This is a genomic window from Spirochaetota bacterium (assembly GCA_026415295.1).
In the GTDB taxonomy this organism is placed as follows: Bacteria; Spirochaetota; JAAYUW01; order JAAYUW01; family JAOAHJ01; genus JAOAHJ01.
On sequence record JAOAHJ010000026.1, the window covers coordinates 76,646 to 97,408 of the forward strand.

16 protein-coding genes are annotated in these 20,763 nt (G+C 21.5%); 6 read left to right on the forward strand and 10 right to left on the reverse strand.

The features are described from left to right. Nucleotides 1-9: 9 nt before the first annotated feature. Entirely contained in the window at nt 10-1,212 is a 1,203-nt protein-coding gene (locus N3A58_06415; GenBank protein ID MCX8059031.1) for an ATP-binding protein, read from the forward strand. 9 nt (nt 1,213-1,221) lie between these two features. On the opposite strand, the gene N3A58_06420 is transcribed toward N3A58_06415, so the two are convergent. The 5 genes from N3A58_06420 to N3A58_06440 all read right to left on the reverse strand — a co-directional run bounded on the left by N3A58_06420 (nt 1,222) and on the right by N3A58_06440 (nt 6,968). Then, the gene (locus N3A58_06420) at nt 1,222-1,983 is read right to left on the reverse strand and encodes an enoyl-ACP reductase (protein ID MCX8059032.1); all 762 of its coding nucleotides are present in this window, start codon (nt 1,981-1,983) and stop codon (nt 1,222-1,224) included. Nucleotides 1,984-2,131: 148 nt separating this feature from the next. Further along, nucleotides 2,132-2,779: a TetR/AcrR family transcriptional regulator gene (locus tag N3A58_06425; protein MCX8059033.1), complete on the reverse strand. Its 648-nt coding sequence runs from the start codon at nt 2,777-2,779 to the stop codon at nt 2,132-2,134. 79 nt (nt 2,780-2,858) lie between these two features. Next, a complete protein-coding gene (gene fabZ / locus N3A58_06430) occupies nt 2,859-3,284 on the reverse strand; it encodes a 3-hydroxyacyl-ACP dehydratase FabZ (GenBank protein ID MCX8059034.1) in 426 nt (141 codons plus the stop codon). A gap of 59 nt (nt 3,285-3,343) precedes the next feature. After that, nucleotides 3,344-4,318: a ketoacyl-ACP synthase III gene (locus tag N3A58_06435; GenBank protein MCX8059035.1), complete on the reverse strand. Its 975-nt coding sequence runs from the start codon at nt 4,316-4,318 to the stop codon at nt 3,344-3,346. 190 nt (nt 4,319-4,508) lie between these two features. Next, nucleotides 4,509-6,968, reverse strand: a complete 2,460-nt coding sequence (locus tag N3A58_06440; protein MCX8059036.1) for an EAL domain-containing protein — start codon at nt 6,966-6,968, stop codon at nt 4,509-4,511. Nucleotides 6,969-7,111: 143 nt separating this feature from the next. Here N3A58_06440 and N3A58_06445 point away from each other — a divergent pair, with 143 nt between their 5' ends. The 3 genes from N3A58_06445 (at nt 7,112) to N3A58_06455 (ending at nt 12,456) form a co-directional block, all read left to right on the forward strand. Further along, nucleotides 7,112-8,893 (forward strand): tetratricopeptide repeat protein, encoded by a 1,782-nt coding sequence (locus N3A58_06445; protein MCX8059037.1) that lies wholly within the window; start codon nt 7,112-7,114, stop codon nt 8,891-8,893. Between the two features lie 646 nt (nt 8,894-9,539). Beyond that, nucleotides 9,540-11,558: a SpoIIE family protein phosphatase gene (locus tag N3A58_06450; protein MCX8059038.1), complete on the forward strand. Its 2,019-nt coding sequence runs from the start codon at nt 9,540-9,542 to the stop codon at nt 11,556-11,558. Between the two features lie 67 nt (nt 11,559-11,625). Then, nucleotides 11,626-12,456 carry an ABC transporter permease gene (locus N3A58_06455; protein MCX8059039.1) on the forward strand — a complete coding sequence of 277 codons (831 nt, stop codon included), beginning with the start codon at nt 11,626-11,628 and terminating at the stop codon, nt 12,454-12,456. Between the two features lie 13 nt (nt 12,457-12,469). Here N3A58_06455 and N3A58_06460 read toward each other — a convergent pair whose 3' ends face one another. The 5 genes from N3A58_06460 to ligA form a co-directional block, all read right to left on the reverse strand. Continuing rightward, nucleotides 12,470-12,712, reverse strand: coding sequence for a DUF370 domain-containing protein (locus tag N3A58_06460; protein ID MCX8059040.1), 243 nt, complete (start codon nt 12,710-12,712; stop codon nt 12,470-12,472). 40 nt (nt 12,713-12,752) lie between these two features. Beyond that, complete coding sequence (locus tag N3A58_06465; GenBank protein MCX8059041.1) at nt 12,753-13,286, reverse strand: hypothetical protein; 534 nt, start codon at nt 13,284-13,286, stop codon at nt 12,753-12,755. 78 nt (nt 13,287-13,364) lie between these two features. Next, nucleotides 13,365-13,784, reverse strand: coding sequence for a secondary thiamine-phosphate synthase enzyme YjbQ (locus tag N3A58_06470; protein ID MCX8059042.1), 420 nt, complete (start codon nt 13,782-13,784; stop codon nt 13,365-13,367). A gap of 10 nt (nt 13,785-13,794) precedes the next feature. Then, nucleotides 13,795-16,305 carry a hypothetical protein gene (locus N3A58_06475; protein MCX8059043.1) on the reverse strand — a complete coding sequence of 837 codons (2,511 nt, stop codon included), beginning with the start codon at nt 16,303-16,305 and terminating at the stop codon, nt 13,795-13,797. Beyond that, nucleotides 16,283-18,592, reverse strand: a complete 2,310-nt coding sequence (ligA, locus tag N3A58_06480; protein MCX8059044.1) for an NAD-dependent DNA ligase LigA — start codon at nt 18,590-18,592, stop codon at nt 16,283-16,285. The genes N3A58_06475 and ligA overlap by 23 nt, the downstream gene beginning before the upstream one ends. A 194-nt stretch (nt 18,593-18,786) precedes the next feature. Here ligA and N3A58_06485 point away from each other — a divergent pair, with 194 nt between their 5' ends. Then, nucleotides 18,787-19,521: a hypothetical protein gene (locus N3A58_06485; protein ID MCX8059045.1), complete on the forward strand. Its 735-nt coding sequence runs from the start codon at nt 18,787-18,789 to the stop codon at nt 19,519-19,521. 158 nt (nt 19,522-19,679) lie between these two features. Further along, nucleotides 19,680-20,741, forward strand: a complete 1,062-nt coding sequence (locus N3A58_06490; protein ID MCX8059046.1) for a hypothetical protein — start codon at nt 19,680-19,682, stop codon at nt 20,739-20,741. Nucleotides 20,742-20,763 lie beyond the last annotated feature (22 nt).

Below are 20,763 nucleotides of genomic sequence, written 5' to 3' on the forward strand. Positions count from 1 at the left end.
AAGTAATAAATGGATGAAAAAAGATTAAATATTTTATTTATTGAAAATGAAGATTTAAACAAAAAATTAATTGAAAACATAATTAAAGATTATAATTATAACTACTCTTTTATCGAAAATGAAGAAAAAATTAAAGAAATAAAGGCTATTTTAAAAGATTTTAATTTAATAGTCTATGGAAATATAGAAAAAATAAAAAATTTAGAAGAAAATTTAAATTTTATAGTTCAAAATAGTAAAAACACCAATATTATTCTTTTACTTGATATTAATGATTTAATTTTTATAGAAGAGAAAATTGATAAATTACCAATCTATCATTTTTTATTAAAGCCTTTTAATATAAACGAATTTAAATTTTTAATATATCATGCTTCATATGATTCATTTTTGAAAAATGAAAATGAAAAACTTTTGAATAATCTTAAACAAACTAACTTTATTCTTCAACAGCAAAAAATTGAAATGACAAGAAATTTTATACAAGTTAAAGAACTCCAAGATGAATTAATTAAAAAAGAAAAACTATCCGCTTTAGGAGTTTTCACTTCTTCTATCCTTCATGATATTAAGAATTCTCTTGGAATAATAAATGGATACACAGAGATACTCTCAATGAAAGATCCAGCACTTTCAAAATTTACCAACAAAATTCATGATGAAGTTAATTCACTTGTTATCATGATGGAAGATCTACTTGATTTTGTAAAAGGGAAAAAGGGCGAAAATTACTTATTTGAAGAATTAGATTTAATTAAATTTTTAGAATATTTAAAGGAATTCTTCTATGACTACACCAATAGAATTAACAGAATTGAAAATAAATTTATAGTGGAAAGTGAAAATATTGAAAAATATAAAATTAAAATAGACCTTTTAAGATTTAAAAGAGTATATTTTAATATATTAAAAAATGCTTACGAAGCTTGCCTTTCAGCAAATAGAAATATAATAAAAATTGAAACATTTATAAAAGTTATTAATGAAAATGAGATCCAAGTTGAAATAAAAGATAATGGAATTGGAATCCCAGAAGAAAATATAAGTAAACTATTTGAAACATTTTTTACATCAGGTAAAAAAGGAGGAACAGGACTTGGACTTGCAATATCAAAAAATATAATAACTAATTTTGGTGGAAAGATAGAAGTTAAATCTACTTATGGTGAAGGAACTTCAATGATAATAATTCTACCTATATATAAAAAATAATATCCCTTGTTAAACACCTAATATATTCATTCCACAATCAACAAAAATTATTTGACCAGTAATAGCAGATGAAAGATCTGATACTAAAAAATTATTTACATTTCCTACATCATCTATAGTAACATTTCTTCTTAGGGGAGCTTTTTCTTCAGTATACTTTAGTATATTTGTAAAACCAGAGATACCCCTAGCTGATAATGTATTTATTGGTCCAGCAGAAATAGCATTTATTCTAATATTTTTTGGACCAAGATTTGAAGCAAGATATCTTACATTAGCTTCCAATGCAGCTTTGGCAACCCCCATAACATTATATGATGGAACAGCTCTTGTTGACCCAATATATGTCATTGTTGTAATAGAACCTCCATTTTTCATAAATGGTACAACTTCTCTTGCAACTTCAATTAATGAGTAAGCTGAAATCTCTAGAGCCATTAAAAATCCTTCCTTAGAAGTATTATAAAAATCACCAGCTAAATCCTCTCTGTTTGCAAATGCTATTGAGTGAACAAGAAAATCAATACTCTCATAATTGTTCTTTATATTTTCAAAAAAACTTTTAACTGAATCTTTATTTGTAACATCCATTTCAAATATTTTTGCATTTATTTCATTTGCTAATGGTTCAACCCTCTTTTTCATTTTCTCATTAAGATAAGAAAGAACTAAATTAGCTCCTTCTTCCTTAGCTTTTTTTGCACATCCCCATGCAATTGAAAATTCATTTGCTACTCCAAGAATAATACCAGTTTTACCTTTTAATAACATTTGCCCTCCATTAAAATTTTATATAAATGTAATTTTTTACTTTCTTATTCTACAAATTTTAATATTATATTTTAATCACATTTATAAATTATTCACATATATTTTTTTATTTATATTGAATTAAGATAATTATAAAGTTAAATTTTAATTAAAAATTAATTCTTAAAAAATTTTTTAACTTTTCTTCGTTTTTAATTACTAGTTTACCTATATTGCTAATAGCTAAATTTTTATAGTAAAAAAAATTTTCTGCTTCATCAAATAACCATTGTATTAATAACCCATCAACAATTGCTTTTATGACTTTAGCTACATCTTCTATATTAAGGTCATCATAAAAATCTCCGCTTTTAACACCTTCATCTAAAATTCTTTTAATTTTTTCAATTGCAGAATTATTAAACTCTTTATTTGGACCATAAAATATTTTATCTCTGGCTCCCTCTCTAAGAAAATCAAGATAAAAAAGATAAAAAAGTCTATTTTCTTTTATAGATAAAAAAGAATCTTCAAGTTTAATTTTCATTTTCTCACATGGATCCATTATGTTAGATAACTTTTTTTCAAGTCTTTTAGAAATCCTTTCATTAACCCATTTTAAAGTTTCAATAAATATATGCTCCTTGGAATCAAAATAATAAAAAAGTAATCCTCTAGAAAAATTAGCTCTTTCAGCTATATCTTTTATTGTAATTGTAGAATAACCTTTTTCAGATATTGTGAGATAGGTCGATATCATTATCTTTTCTTTTCTTCTTTTTATTAGAAGTTCTGATCTTCCTCTTGGCCTTCCCATTAATATTCTCCAATAATTTAATTAATACTATCAAACTTTACAATCAATTTATTAATTAATTAAATAATTCAAAATTTATTTATCTAACAATAAAAAGAATTTCTGCTTCACATACAACTTTTCCATCAACATAAGCTATTCCTATTCCTTTACCTTTACCATTTTTAAAGTGCTCAATTATACATTCAAGTTCAAGTTTATCTCCAGGGACAACTTTATTTTTAAATCTAACTTTATCTAATCCTAGAAAATATGCTGTTTTGCCCTTATATTCATCTGCACATAATGCAGCACATGCTCCAGTTTGAGCTAAAGCCTCTATTATTAAAACACCAGGCATTACAGGTTCATCTGGGAAATGTCCTTGGAAAAAAGGTTCATTATATGTTACATTTTTATATCCTCTTGCTCTTTTAAGAGGTTCTAGCTCATCTATTCTATCTATCATTAGAAAAGGATATCTGTGAGGTAAAATAGCCTCTATTTCTTTAATATTTAGTGAAATTTTAAAATTATGATCAATTTTATTATTTTACAGAGAACCTCCTCAAAAGTAAAAATTTTCTAAAATTTAATAATAGAAGCTCCATATGTAAATCCAGCTCCAAAAGCTGTTAAAAGAACCTTATCTCCTTTTTTAATTGCTTTTTGCTCTATAGCATCATATAAAGCAATTGGAATAGTAGCAGAAGATATGTTTGCATATTTGTCAACTGTTATAAAAACCTTATTAACATCAACTTCAAAAAAATTTGCAACAGCTTCAATAATCCTCTTATTTGCTTGATGAGGAATATAAAGATCTATATCACTTTTATTTAAACCTGCCTTTTGCAAAGCTTTCTCAGTTGCTATAATCATGTAATTTACAGCTCTTTTAAATATAGCTTTCCCATTCATTTTAATAAAATGTTCCCTATTTTCAATTGTTTCATAAGAAGCAGGTTTTACAGAACCACCTGCTGGCATAATTAAATCTTCATAATTTTCCCCATCAGCTAAAATAACAGAAGAAATAATACCATCATTATCATCAGATTTTATTAGTATAGTCGCTGTTGCTCCATCACCAAATAAAACAGCAGTGTTCCTATCTTTAAAATCCATTATTTTAGACAGTACTTCAACAGAAACAACCATAACAGCTTTATAATTTCCAGATTGTATCATATTTTTAGCTATATCTAAACCATAAATAAATCCTGTACAACCAGCAAGAATATCATAAGCAGGCATATCTTTTATACCTAATTTTTTCAGTATAACACAACCAGTTGAAGGGAAAAAATAATCTGGAGTAACTGTAGTTACAATTAAAGCCTCAATTTCATTTAAAGAGATACCTCCCTTTTTAACTGCCTCCTCAATTGCAGGAATAGCAAGATCTGATGCTGCTTGTCCTTCTGATGCAAAATATCTCTTTTTTATTCCTGTTCTTTCAGTTATCCATTGATCTGATGTATCCATAATTTTTTCAAAATCCTCATTAGTCATTACTTTTTCAGGTAAATATTTCCCTATTGATAATATTTTAACCATCAATTATCCTCAAATCGTTTTTTTAATTGAATGACTAATTTATTTTTTGTCAAGTTTATTTTTTATTTTTATTAATTAATTTTTTCTAAATTTTTTAATTATTAAAAATGTTCAAATCTAAAATATTTGGAGAAAATCGATATTATTGAAAAAAATTTCTAAGTTTTTTAATTTACTTTTTGTTATCAATTCAATATTTATCTAAAAAATTCTCAATTGGTAATGGTTTTGAAAAATAAAAACCTTGAAAGTAATCACATGATATATCTCTTAAAATTTCTAATTGACTTTCTTTCTCAACACCCTCAGAAACAACTTCCATATTTAAAGAATGAGATAAATTTATTATTGTTTTTACTATTTCCTTATCTTGGTTGTTAACATCTATATTATTAATAAAAGTTTTATCAATTTTTATAATATCAAATGGTAATAGTTTTAATCTTGCTAAAGAAGAATAACCTGTACCAAAATCATCAAGTGCTAGATATATACCAATATTTTTAATAGAATATAATTTGTTTATATTTTCCTCAACATTATTTATCAATAAAGACTCAGTTATTTCAAATTCTATTTTATTTGGATCTATCGATTTCTCTTCTAAAATATTTTTTATGTCCATTATAAAATTTCTATCCTCAAGTTGCTTGCCAGAAATATTTATAGAAAATCTAATATCTTTGTCATAAAAATATCTCTTTACTATATTGCATGTTTCTTCTATTACAAAATGACCAATTTGATTTATTAAATTTGTTGTCTCTGCAATTGGAATAAATTCTGATGGTGGAATAAAATTTCCATTATTATCTTTCATTCTAAGTAATACTTCTAGTTTCTTAATTTCAAATTTCTTTTCTTTATTTTTAACTATATGTTGTTCATTATTAATTTTACAAATCGGTTGGAAATATAATAAAAAAGATGAAGAAGAAATTGTTTTCTTTAACAATAATTCAATATTTAATCTTTTATAACTTAATTGATTTAATGTCAAATTTGAATAAACGATAGAGTTTTTAGTTTTTTTCGCCTCATTTAAAGCTATCTCAGCCTTTTGAATAATATCCTCAGCATTATCCCCATCTTCAGGATAAATAGAAATTCCAATACTTAAAGTAATAAAAAATTCTTCACCATTTACATAAAAAGGATAACTAACAGATTCTAAAACTTTTTGTGAAACATATGTACCATCAAATCTATCATTTACATTTCCTAAAATAATTGCAAATTCATCACTTCCAATTCTAAAAAAATTATCACTTTTTCTTATTATCTTGCTCACTCTATCAACAAATTGAATTAATAATTCATCTCCAACAGTATAACCATATTTATCATTTATGTTACTAAAGTTATCAATATCAATAAGAATAACAATTCTTAATTTATTTCGATCTCTTAAAGCCACAAGTAAAGTTTCTTTTAGCTTTTCAAGGAAAGATTTTCTATTCTTTAATTTTGTCAAAGAATCATAATAATATATAGAAATTAACTCATTTTGAAATTCTTTTAAGTTAGTTATATTTTCTGTAACTCTAACCCACCTATATATTTCATTATCAATACCTTTAATTGGATAATATTTATCCCTAACCCACAAAATTTTATCTTTATTAATAATTCTATATTCAATTATCTCTAAATGCTTAATATTTATAAGATAAGTTTCTACAATAGGCCTATCTTCATTAAAAATATAATCTTTCCATAAAAAATTATTATTTAATAACTCCTCTTTAGTAAAGGGCCATAATTTCGAAATAGAGTTCGAAACAAAAAGTATTTTTTCTAGGCTTTTATTATAAATCCAAAATACCTCATCTATATTATTAGAAATAAGCGCAAAATCCTCTTGTAACTTAGTTAACTCCGAAGAAATTTTATCTTCGCTTAAAGCTTTTTTATAAAAATCATTAATTATAGTAATCATCGTAGAAAGAACAAAAATTATTAAACCAGCTGAAAACCTTGAGAATGGAAATTGTGTAAAAAAACCAATATATCTTCCTTTATAAACAAAATACATATCATCAATAGCAGCCAATATACTTATAGTAAGACCTATTAATATCTCTTTAATAACTGGAATATTTTTGCATTTACTAATATTATAAATTATGTAAATATAGAAATACAAAATAATTATATAAAGATAAAAATCTCTAAAATAGTAAAGGATTCCTTCTTTACCTCTGGAATAGTTGGCAGCTAAAATCATCCATTTATCGTTTGGTATATTAAAAGAAATAAATAGATCTGGCTTATAAAAAGCAATAAATGTAACAATTAATGAAAAAAGAAAACCCACATATATTAAAAATAAATTTATCCTTAAAGCAATTTTTGTTTGTTTCAAAAAGTTTTTAATAAAAAGAGGAAATGTAAAAGAAAACCATAATCCCCCAAGTTGTTGTAAAACATGGAAATAAATGCCAACTCCTCTATTTCTTATTATCCCACCAATATATATAATAAAAAATTCGCTACCAACAAATATTAAAGCACATAGACCTATTAGAAAAGTTGAAAAATATAATGAAATTCTTGTTTTAAAATATAAATAAAGGAATAAAATTGTTCCAAAAAGTATTAATCCAGAACCTATACCAGGAATAAATAACTCTATTAATTTAATTTCCAATTTTATTATCTCTCTATATTTATATTTTAAACTTCATTAATAAAAATTCAAATTTTTATAAAATTAAAAATATAGTACTCTTTGAAAATCGTAAATAATATATTAAAATTTTAATAGATTAAGAAATATTATTTTAATTTTTTATGAATGATATTATAAATACAAAAAATATCTACAAAGATATTAATAGAAAGATAAATTTTATTTTAAAGAAAGGTTTTAACAACATTGAATTAAAATATCTCTTAGAAGAAAGCAATAATATATACAATTTATCTTATAATTCTAACTATTTTAAGGGAATAGCTTATTCATTTTACTTTAAAGGGGTTTATCATAATTATATTTCTGAATTTGAAAAAGCTAAACAATTTCTAATACAAGCATACAATATTTTTGAAAAATTAAACGATATTTTAAGTTTATCTAGAGTATGTTTATCTTTAGGGTATAATTTTACTGAGAGAAACTATTATTTAAAAGGACTTATCTTTTATCAAAAAATATTATATTACTTAAAAAGGTATAAAAGCTTAATAAGTAAAGACATTTATATTAAGACTTTAAACAATATCGGAGTAATTTATTTAAAAAACAACCTTTTCTCTAAAGCTAGAGAGTATTTTCTACAAGCTTTAAAAATAGCTGATGAAAATAATCTTACAAATTTTAAAGTTGTTCATTATGAAAACATTGGAATAACATATGTTAAAGAAAAAAAATATGATATGGCTTTATTTTATTTCAACAAATCTATAGAAACTTTAAACTCTATAAACATTGAAATTAATAAAATAAGAGGTTTATCTTATATTTATTATGAATTAGGTAATTTATACAAGGATAAAAAAGAATATGATACTGCTTATATTTACTTTTTAAATTCTATTTTCTATTCATATAAAATAAATAATAATTTGCAAATATTATTAAGCAACATTGAAATTCTTGAAATTTTTCTATTTTATAAAAAATTTAGAAATTTTAAGAAACATTTGATCTTTATACTAAAATTAGCCAGACAAATTAAAGCTGTTGAACCAATGGCAAATATTTATAAAATTTTATCAAAATATTTCTTTATAAGGAATGAATTTAAAAAAGCTCTTTTCTATAAAAAAAAATATATAAAATATTATAATAATCTTTTTAAAAAAATGGTTTTTAACAAACTTACATCTCAAGAACTTGAACTATTAGATTTACAGAAAGAAAAAGAGATGGAAATTATTGAAATAAAAAGGAAAAAATTAAAGGAAAAAAATATTGAAATAAAAAAAATCCTTTCAGAAATAGAGGTTGAAATAAATTTTTCAAAAAAATTATTTGAAAAAATATTTAAATCACAGAACTTAAACAATGGAAAATATACAATAATTTCAAATAATTCAAACTACAATAAAAATAGCAATAAAATATATCTTACTCAGTGCATATATTTTGAAGGTAATACATATTTTATTATGTTAAAAATAAAAAACTTTGAATTATCTGGTTATTTCATTTCTTTACTTATATATACAATTTTTTTAAAACTTATTAAACTCTATGGTGAATGTCATAACATATATATCTTCTTCGTAAACTTACTGAAAAAAATCCTAGATGATAAACAAATAAAATTTATTAAAATACTAATTGGTAACCTAATATATGATGGTTACCTTAAAGTTTATTCAAATAAAAATTTTATAAGCATTAAGTGTATTAAAAAAGATAATAGCAATTTAGAGGTATTATTAGAAAATAAAAAAAGAAAAATTATTACAGATTTCCAAAATGAACAATTCATTATTTTTTCTTTTGAGGAATCCAAACAAAAATTATTTTTAAATACAGTAAATTCACTAAATACTAATTTTGAAATTAATAATTTACATGATTTTTCAAACTTTTTATTAATTAAAAAATCAACAATAATTTAATGAATTGAATAAACATAAATAAATACTTAAAATTAATAAAGTTTTATATTAAAAATAATACAACAAATTTTTTTATTATTATTAATTTTATCATTATGAATATTGATAAAAATAAAATAATTAATTTAATTATATATACTTTAAAAATTTAAAATTTTGATATAATTACCAGTAAAAAAAAGAATTTCTTCTATGAAGAATCAAAAAATATAATGAAAGTTTTGCTTTTTGTATTTAAAATCTTGAAATTATATTAATGTTCTAAAATATTTAATAATTATTATATTGAAAAGTTAAAAATAAAATTATAGATTAACAATTATTTGAAATTACTCAAAATTTAGAAAAATTTAAAAATAATATTTGAAAAAATAATAAATACTTAATTAATAAAGACAGAAAATTATTATTTACTTGAAAATCCTTATATTATCTTTTTATTCCAATAAAAGCAAAAATCAACTTGCTAAAAATATGCCTAAATATAAATTTACTACTAAATTAAATAATTATATTATAATATAATAATTTTAAGCTTTTATACCTTACAAATTGCAAATACTTCAGAATTATTAGAAAATATAGTGGTGGATTTTTACCTGTTTCATATTATAATTAAGATAGATCCTTTAAAAAATTTTATTCTATGAAAAAAAAAGCTTCAAATTCTATTAATTTATCAAATTTAAATAAATCAATAAATGAAATAGTTAAAAATATAAGAGAATCCCCTGACATTGTTATAGAAGAATTAATAAAGATTGATAAATCTTTTAATAACTATCTTGAAAATTTTAAGGATAGATCTGAGGAATCATTATTACTACTTGTTAATATAAAATATAATTTACTTTTAGCTTATTTTTATAAAGAAGATTTTAATGAAGTTATAAAATATATAGATATAATAAAAAATTATTATTCTAAATATAAACTAAAAAAGGATATTACATATTATAAAATATTGATAACCCAGGGAATTATGATATCTGAAGCAGGGTACCCTATTGAAGGTATAAAGATTTTTAAAAATATATTAAAAAAAATAAAAAATAAAAACTTAAACAATTTGTTATTAACAATTTATAACAATATTGGAGAATCTTATAATAAATTGCATTTGTTCAAGAGAGCACTTTTTTATTATAAAAAATCTTTAAGTATTGCTAAAATAGAAAAAGATAACTATAAATATTTGACAGTATTAACAAACTTATCTTCATTATATATAAAAATAAAAAAATACAATATTTCAAGAATATTTTCATTAAAAGGAATAAAAATTTCTAAATTATTAGGAGAGATATCCTTAAGAACTTTGCTTTATAAGAATCTTTCCCTCATAAAATTGCAGAAAAATGATATAAAAAAAGCATTAATTTATATAAATAGAAGTATCTTTTTAGCAAAAAAAGGATTAAAAAAGGAAAATATTATTGAAGCCTTATTAGTTAAACTAAATATCTATAGTTTCATTTTAAAAAATTTCACTCTCGAGTCTAATACAGTAAAGATAAATACTTTAAATAAAATTAAGAAAATTTCTTTCTATATATATAAAAAAATTAAAAAGCAACAACTATTTAGACTTTTACCAGATCTTTTTTTAATTAAATCTCAAATATATGAGTCAATTAATGACTTTAAGAATGCTTTTATTTTTTATGAAAAATATTTAAAAGCTAATATAAAATTAAAAAGTGAAAGTTTTATCAAAGAGAATAATTTAAAAGAAAAAAGCTTTCAAATATTGAAAGATTTAAAAGAAAAAGAATTGTTTTATTTAAAATTTAATAAATTAAAAAAATTAAATAAGAGATTAAACAATTTACATACAAAAAGGAAAAATGAAATAAAAATCGTTAAAAAAATTTACAATACACTTATATTGCCTGAAACACCTTTTATTCCAGGAATACATATTTATACTAATTTCAAAGCAGGAAAAGATTTGTCTGGAGATTTTTATTATTTTACTGTTTTTTCACCTACAAAAATTGGAGTATTTATTGCTGATATTTGTGGTCATGGAATATACCCTTCATTTTGTACACTCTTATTAAAAATGTTTTTTAATATAAATCTTGGAAAATTTTCTAATGAAAATGATATTAAATCCTCATTTATTATTAATCAAATAAACAAATTTATTACCTATTCTATCAAATTGGATAATTATATTACTGCATTTTATTGTATAATTGATATTGAAAAAAAAATTATAGATTATTGTTCAGCTGGACATACTCCACAATTGTTTTTTAGTGATGGCAATATTATTTTACTAAAATCAAACTCTCCTTTTATTGGAATCAAAGAAGATTTAATCTATTTCAATAATGAAATTCATTTTAATGAAAACTCTTGTATCATTCTCTTTACAGATGGAATTATTGAAAATAGATTAAAAGATGGAACTTTCTTTGAGATAGATAAATTAATTAACTATTTTTTTTCAGAAAACAACAATGATGATAAAATTAAAGATGAAGGAATAAATAAAACAAATGAAAATATAGATCATGAAATTATTAAATATAAAATAGAAAATATTTTTTCTCATATTGAAAAAATATCTAAAAGTTCTAAATTTGAAAAAAGATCTATAAAATATAGGCAAACTGAAAAAGATGATTCAACAATTATAGGAATAGCTTTTAAATAAAATTTAATTATTTGTTTAAAAATAACAAAAAAATAATAAAAAGTTGCAATATTTTTTAATTTAATTTATGAATAAACATTCAAATAAAATTATTAAAAAAAATTTTTTTGTTTTTCATTTTAAAATCATAAAATCATTCACATCTAAATTAAATAAATATTTCAATTACTACGGAGGAATATTTGGACTCATAATTTATTCATTTCCTGCCTACTTTAAAGAAAAAAAAGGTAACAATTTAGTAAACTCTATAATTATTAACCAAATATACTTTACAGGTTACATGGCTTTAAAATTAATAATACTAGTTTCCTTATCATTAGGTGCTGCTTCGATAATTGAATTATTTACCCAACTTTCAAAATTTGGAGTACTTGATTATATAGGCAAAATACTAAATATTGTTTTTATAAGAGAACTAGGCCCTCTTATAACTGCTTTTGTTGTTGCTGCTAGATCTGGAACTGCTATTGCAGCAGAAATAAGCACTATGAAAGTCAATGAAGAAGTAGATGCACTTGAACTACTTGGCATAGATCCATTAAAATTTATAGTCTTCCCTAGAATAGTTGGAGTATCAATTTCTTTAACAATTCTTTACATTTATTTTGCAACAATGGGTATTTTAGGTGGCTTTTTAATCTTTTATATCAGTCAAGGAATAGAATTTCAAGTTTTTATTAATTTTATTATTAACAATATAACTTTATTTGACATATTTTCAGGTTTTTTAAAATCAATTCTACAAGGTTTACTTATTGCAAGCATATCTATATACCATGGATTTCAAGCAACAAACTCAACACAAATTCCCCAAGTTACAACAAAAGCAACTATGAGCAATATAACAGCAATTTTTATATTAAATATAATTTTATCGATATTTTTTTACATTTAAATATAGATTTAAATTATTCATCAGATCTATTTATAAGTGTTTCAACCTGTATAGCTGAAAGAATAACTTGATTTGCTTCAGTTACAATTATTGCTCTTGTCTTTCTACCAGCAGTAGCATCATATAATAAGTGATTTTTTTTTGCATACTCTTTAAGTCTTTTAGCAGCATTTCCATCTGGAGATAAAATACAAACTACTTTATTTTTATTTACATAACTTCCCAGGCCAATATTCAAAAAATCAGTATTTTTCATAAAAAGTACTCCACAATATATTATTGTTTTCTATAAACTACTAAAAAGATAGTCCTACAGAAACTCCTATCCAAAGTATTAATTTAATAGTATCTTTTTTATAATAAAGTTGTTCTTCAAGAGTCATAAATTCATATTTTAAATATTTAATTAGTGGAGAAATATTTAATCTAAAACTTATTCCTAAATTATCTGGTTGATATCTATATCCACAAAGAATAAAAATGTGCCATGTATTTTCACCAAAACCTTCCAATATCTTTACATATCCAGAACCAAACTCTATAAAATTATTCTCTTTAAAATTAATCAATCCTCCTAGCCCAAAAAGAAAACCTTTATTATATTTATTATATACAATTCCATATCTTATTAAAAAACTATTATAAAATATTAAATCTATATTAAATGAAGAAAAAACACCAGCACCAATTATTTCAAAATATATAGAACCATCTATTTTATCAAATATATTTTCATTACCAAAAGTTTTATTATAAAAACAACAAAAAATAGAAAAAAATATAATTACTATCAGGAATAATTTACTTAAGACTATTTTTTTGTTTTTCATAATATCTGCTCTAAACAAATTTTTTAATTATTATAAATTAAATACTAAATTTATTTAATATATAATTAATTAATAATTTTACTCTCCAATTATCTTAATTAATACTTTTTTCGGTCTTTTTCCATCAAATTCACCATAAAATATCTGTTCCCAAGGACCAAAATCCAGCTTACCATCAGTAATAGCAATAACAACTTCTCTTCCCATAATCTGCCTTTTTAAATGAGCATCTCCATTAGTTTCACCAGTTCTATTATGTTCATAAAGAGTTATTGGTTCATGAGGTGCAATTTCTTCAAGCCATTTTTTATAATCATTATGCAATCCACCTTCATCATCATTAATAAAGACACTTGCTGTAATATGCATCGCATTAACTAAACATAAACCATCTTTAATTCCAGATTCTTTAATAGCTTTTTCAACCTCAAAGGTAATATTAATAAATTCAACTCTATTTTTAGTATTAAACAAAAGCTCTTTCCGGTAACTTTTCATGGAAACCCCTTTATTTAATAATATTTATTCCAACTTTATGGATTTTAATTAAATCCCCTATTAAAATCTTTAGTTCCATATCTTTCAAATTTTTATATGATATTACAAACTGATCGTTATAATTTTTTAAAAATTTATCTATTTCCTCACTATTTTTATTAATATCAATGAGAGAATCATGATAAATTAGATTAAATTTTTTAAGAAAAATAAATTTTAAAAAATCAAATAAAACTTGATAATATTTACTGGATTTTTCAAACTCAATGATAAAAGATTCGAATGAATTTTTATAGTAATTTAAATCAAATTTTTTCTTTAGTGTAGAATAATAAAATATTTCAATCATTAAAATATAAAAATGGGTTATAACAAGATGATTATTATCATTTGATTTAGAAAAAGCATCATATGCTAAATTCAAAAAATTATAAGATTGTTCTATAGCATTCATATGATAATAAATAATACCATAATTTACATATGCAACACCAAGTTGTTTTAAATCATTATATTTTTTTTTAATTTCATATGAAATATTTAAATATTCCAAAGCTTTATCAAAATTTTTAAATCCCATTAATAAAGAAGCTAAATTATTTGTTACCATAGCAATTCTTGCATCAGAATTTAAAGATTTAAATTTATCATAAGCTTTTAAATAATAATAATAAGCTTTACCATTATAACCAAATTTCTTATGTAAAACACCTAAATCATTTAAAATAACTCCATATAATAAATCCTCTTTTTTACATAAATCAAGAGCTAATAAAAACATCGATTTTGAAAAATCGAAAAGTTCAAGATACAAAGAGCAAATACCAATATCTTTAATAAGCTTTACATAAAAATTTCTATTTTCTTCAGTTTCAAAAAAATAATCTATGTTTTCTCTAATTACTTTAATCATTTCATATAAATTAAAATTTTGATTTAAAATATTTTGAATGGCAAGATCTCCGCAATTAATAATCTTTGTCTGTTCTATACTTATCTTTTCAAAAGAAAGAGATAAATGATTACAATTCTCCTTAGATCTATAACATAAATATGTTACAATATCTTTCAAAATTAATAAAAAATATATCAAAGCTTCTTTAAAGTTATTTTTGGAATAAAATATTTCACCAATTGTTAATAATGCATATTTCCTGTAGTCTCCTCCTAGTAAAGATTTATTAATAACTTCTTTTATTATCTCAATTGCTTCATCAGTTTCACCAAGGTAGTTTTTAATGTATCCTATTTTCAATATAAGTGTTTCTCTTAAATAAGGATCTCCCTTTTTTTTCTGCAATATTTTTTTAAAGTAATAAAGAGCTTCACTATATGACTTATTAAAAAAATAAACATTTCCTTTAATTAATAAATACCTTAAAATATAATTCGATGGAACATTTTTTTCTTCAATATTATTGATTATTCTAAAAACATTATCATTATTTTTAATTTTAAAAAAGAAACTTATTTTGTTAAATGCAAGCTCATAAAATTTAACAGAATTTTTGAATTTTTTTAAAAAAACATCAAAATGTATAATTTCTTCATTTCTACATTTATAGAAATTATATAAAAAATCCTCTATTAAATTCATCTCATTTTTAAGAATAAAATTTTCTAAAACATTAAATAATTTTCTGTTTTTACAAATATAGTAATTTTTACCATTTCTACTTAATATATTATAATTTTCATAAAAAAATTTATTTAATATTTTAATAAAATCATCATAGCTAAAAATATTAAATATTCTTAATTGATTTTGATTAGAAGAAATAAAAAAAGATAGAGAAAATATAAATTCTTCTGAAACTTCAGGCAAAAAAGAAAATATTTGATAAAGAAAAAAATTATCCTTATTAAAGTAATAAAAATTTAAATATTGCAAAATGTTGCTAATATTATCTTTTTCATCCAATGAAATATTTTTTTCATATAGTATTTTCAAAAATCTAATGCTAATTCCTATATTTTTTTTATATTTAGAATAAAAATAAATAAAATATTTATAAATTAATTTATTATACCCAGCATATATAGATAAAAATTCTCTAAAATCTAACTTTTTTAAAGGACTTAAAAAATATTTGTTTTTAAAGTATTTAGATTTCTTATTCGAAACAATTAATAATTTCAGGTTTTCATATGATTCAATTAAATTCTTAAACTCCTCTGTTACTAAACTATCTAAAAAATTATCTAATATTAACAATATATTATCTTTTTTTTCACTATTAATAATAAATATTTTAAAATCAAATAGAATTTCATTTATATCATGGTAATAATAATTTTTTAAATTAAAATAAAAAACAGATGATTTTTGAAAAAAACTTCTATATATTTGAATAAATTTAAGTACAAAAAATGTTTTTCCTATTCCTTTTTTACCAATAAGATTAATAATTTTTATACCTTTAATATAAAGGTGTAATAATTTTTTTAGGTCATAAAATCTACCAATAACAAAGTAATCTGTACTATTTTTCTCAAAATCAAAATAAAGTTGATTGTCCATTGGTATTCCTTTTTTTATCTAAATTTAATTTTTCATTTTGCTCATCAATTTTTTTATTTTTTCCTGACAATTCTTCATAATTTTGATTTTCAGATAAATATTTTTGGGTTAATTTAATAAATTCATCTTCTGTAAGAATTTTTATATTCAGTTTTTTAGCTTTTTCTAGTTTAGAGCCTGGATCACTTCCTACAACAAGATAATCCGTTTTTGATGAAATATTTTCAGAAATAGATCCACCTAATTTTTTAATTAATTCCTCCAATTTACTTCTTGGTTTAAAATTTTCGAATGTCCCTGTCACTACCCATTTTGTATTGAGTAAAGGAAATTTTTTCTGTCTCTCTTTTTCATTAAGCAATTCATAGGATTCATTTTCATTAAATTCAAAATTTAAACCAATATTTTTTAACCTCTCAATAATTTCTAAATTTTTTTTATTTGTAAACTCTTCAAAAATTACCTGAACAAGTTTTGGACCTACCCCATTAATAGATAAAAGTTTTTCTTCATCTTTATTTTTTGCAACCTCAATAAATTTATCAATACTATTAAAACCATTTTTTATTAATAATTCACAAGTCTGCCTACCAAGATATCTAAAACCAAGAGAAGCCAAAACAGTAATAAAATCATTTTGTTTAGATCTTTCTAAGCTTTCTTTAATAGCTTTTATTTTTTTGTCACCAAAACCATCAAATTGAATTAGCTTATCATAGTCAAAAATATATAAATCAGGTATATCTTTTATAAAACCTTTTTCATATAAAAATGTAATAATTTTTTCTCCCAAAGTTTCAATATTCATACCATTTTTAGATGCAAAAAATTTAATTCTTTCTAATATTCTTGCAGGGCAATCTTCATTAATACAAAAATGAATAGGACCATTCTTAATAAGAGTAGAAGAACAAGATGGACACTTTTGTGGAAATAAAATGGGCTTAGAATTTTCTACATCCTTTTCAAGCACTTCTTCTACAGCAGGAATAATTTCTCCTCTTTTTGAAATAGAAACTATATCATTAATATTTAATTCTAGAGCTCTTATAAAATCTTCATTATGAAGTGTAGCTTTTTGAATTATAGAACCTGATATTTCAACTGGTTCAAGTATGGCCACAGGAGTAATTCTCCCACCTCTTCCTATTTGGAATATAACATCTATAACTTTTGAAATTCCTTTAGGAGATTCAAATTTGTATGCAAATGCCCATCTTGGGTGATGGTATGTTGAGCCAAGATAGTTTCTGAAATTTATGTTATCTATCTTAATAACAAGTCCATCAACAGGATATTCCAATTTTTTTCTCATAAGATCAAGTTTGGGAATAATTTCACCTATATTTTCAACATGAGAAAAGTACAAATTAAATAAACCTGGGCTAAAATTAGAATATGAATCTATATAAATTAATCCTTTAAAAATTTCTTTATCAAAATATCCATCTAAAATTTTATAATCATCTTCTTTTTTCTTAACTCCAAATATCATAAAAAAATTTCCAATAAAAAACTTATTCTTAATTAATAAATTTAAAATTTGTAAAGAGGAAACAAAATCATATCTATTATTTGATAAAATGTATCCATCATAAGCTATAAACTTTAATGGTATTTTAGCAACTTCTGTACTCTTAACTCTATTTAGAACACCTGCGGCAAAATTTCTGGGATTTGCAAATATTTCATCCTGTTCTTTATTTAATTTTTCAAAATCCTTAAATGAGATAACAACTTCGCCTTTTATTGCTAGGTCAATATTGTCAATTAATTTTAATGGTATATTTCTTATCGTTTTAATATTTTCTGTTATATCTTTTCCATAAATTCCATCCCCTCTTGTTAAAGCTTTAGAAAGAATGCCATTTTCATAATAGAGAACAACTGATAAACCATCATACTTATATTCAAGAGAAAAAAATATATTATTATCAGGAAAACTATTATTAAATAAGTTTAAATTTTTATAAATCCAATTTTTACTTTCCTCTATATTATATATTTTATCTAGGGAAAGCATTTCAATTTTATGCGGGAGTTTCTCAAATTTATTATCAAGATCAGATCCGACTCTTTGAGTTGGAGAATCTGGATATCTAAGTTGAGGGTACTCTTGCTCTATTTTTTTTAATTCTTCATATAGAGCATCATATTCATTATCTGAAATAATAGGTTGATTTAATACATAATAATGGTAATCATATTCATTAATTTTTTTAATTAAATCTTCAACTCTTTTCTTTAATTTTTCAATACTATCATTTTTTTCAATTTTATTACTCATAAAAATCCTATTTACTATTATTCTTAAATCCTATTTAATATTATAAATTAATTTTGTTTTTTATACATATTTTCTTAAAAATTTTAATTTTAGTTTAATATTTTTCAATAATCTTTTTAATCTTGACTTAAATAAAATTTATAACATAATTTTAATTAGTTAAAATTTGTAAAAAATAATTTAAACAGGGTAAAATGAATATTTACTTTTTTGATAATGATGACACAATTTATAAAAATATATTTAATGAATTATTTATAAAAGGTTATAAGTTATTTTTTATTAATATAGATGAATTTTATAAAAATAATACTACTTATAATCATAATACAAAAATAGATTTGTCTATTACACCAAAAGATGAACAATGCTTAATAATATTTCACTTCAATAATAATATTGAATTATTAAATAAAATAAAGGAAAAAATTTCTTGCAATAAACAAAATTTATTAATAATTTCTTCAAATATTTCAAAAGATGATTTTGAGCAAATCTCAAAATTTTATCCAAAAAAAATTTTTTTATTAAATACTTTAGATTTATCAATAATAAATATAAAAAATTTTATATTTAATTATCATCCAATGCCTAATGAAAAAAGATCTTGTGAACGTTATGATACTGAAAATTTTGATCTTGAAGCTTCTTATAAGAACCCATTAACACTCAAAAATACCAATGGTAAAATTTTAAATATTTCATTAACAGGGATAAAGATTAAATTTTACAGAGATCTTGAATTTTATGATAAATTAAAAGAAAAAATTTCTGAAACTAAAATCTTTTTTACAGATGAACCATTTGTTTCTTTAACAAAATTAATTTATTATTATAATAAAGAAGCTGGTTTAAAATTTGTAGAAATAAAAAAAGAGCATTTTGAAAAACTATTAAGTTTTCTAAAGTACTTCATCTTTTATAAATAATAATTGCTATGATATTTTATAAAATATATTATTTTAAATATTAAAATTTATATATAAAACTATTTTAGAATTATAAGCAATTTACAAATCTTTTATTTTTATTAAAAAAGATAATTTTACAAAACCAATTGTGTTTAATTTTATTTATGGAGGAATAGATGAAAAAATATCTTTATTTGAAAAAATTCAATAAAAATAAATTTTTTAACTTAGTAATCTTCTCTTTCATTATTATTTTTTCTTTACTAATTTTACCATTTCATGCATATTCTGCAAACCTTGATATACCATATGTTTTATTTATTTCAAAGTACAATATTATTAATGGTCTATCCAATTATTTTTATATAGACTTTTCAATTTCTGGTGGTTTAAAATATAATATTTTATTAAATTTTTATTATTTAAGCACAGAAACGAATCCAGGGTTTAAACTATCTCTAATAACTACCCAAATTAAGGATATTTTTAATATATTAAACATAAGTATTTTTCATGGATTATATAAAAAAATATTTGAGGGCCCATATTTTATGTCACCTATATACACTTTAGAATTTTTAACCCCCAATTATTTAAATAATTTTCAATACAATTTTATTATATACGGTAGTGGAGTAGATTTAAATTTTAACATACCAGGTGGAATATTTAATTTTTCAATTATAGGCTACCTTAAAAATATTTTTATTAATGATTACTCTATAGATATTTATTTAATTTTTAATATAATAGAAAACTTAAAATTTGAAATTTTTGGTGGAACTGATAAATTTTCTATTTATAGATTAGGTGGGATGATCTATTTTGATCAGGACTTCTTTAATATTAAATTAAATATTGGAACTCACAATCTCTTAAACTATCAAAATATATATGATCTATATATTTCTTTCGAACAAAAAATTAATTTAGAACAATTTTCTCAATCTTTTGTTATCTTCTCTAAACCTTCATTTTTTAATAATCAAAATATTTCTGACTATTCTAAAATAACTTTTTCATTAACATTAGCATATAATAACATTTATAAAACTTTACATATTGGAGTTTTATCAAAACTTCTTTTGGATGGTTTTGCTCTAAACGAAGTATATGTAGTTCCATTTATTAAGCTATTATCAGGAGGAATACTTTTTAATATTAATGCAAATTTCCAATTTATAAATACTTCAAATTATTTTGAATCCATAACAATAAGTTGTGAATCATCTTTTTAAGTTTATTAATAAAATATTTTAT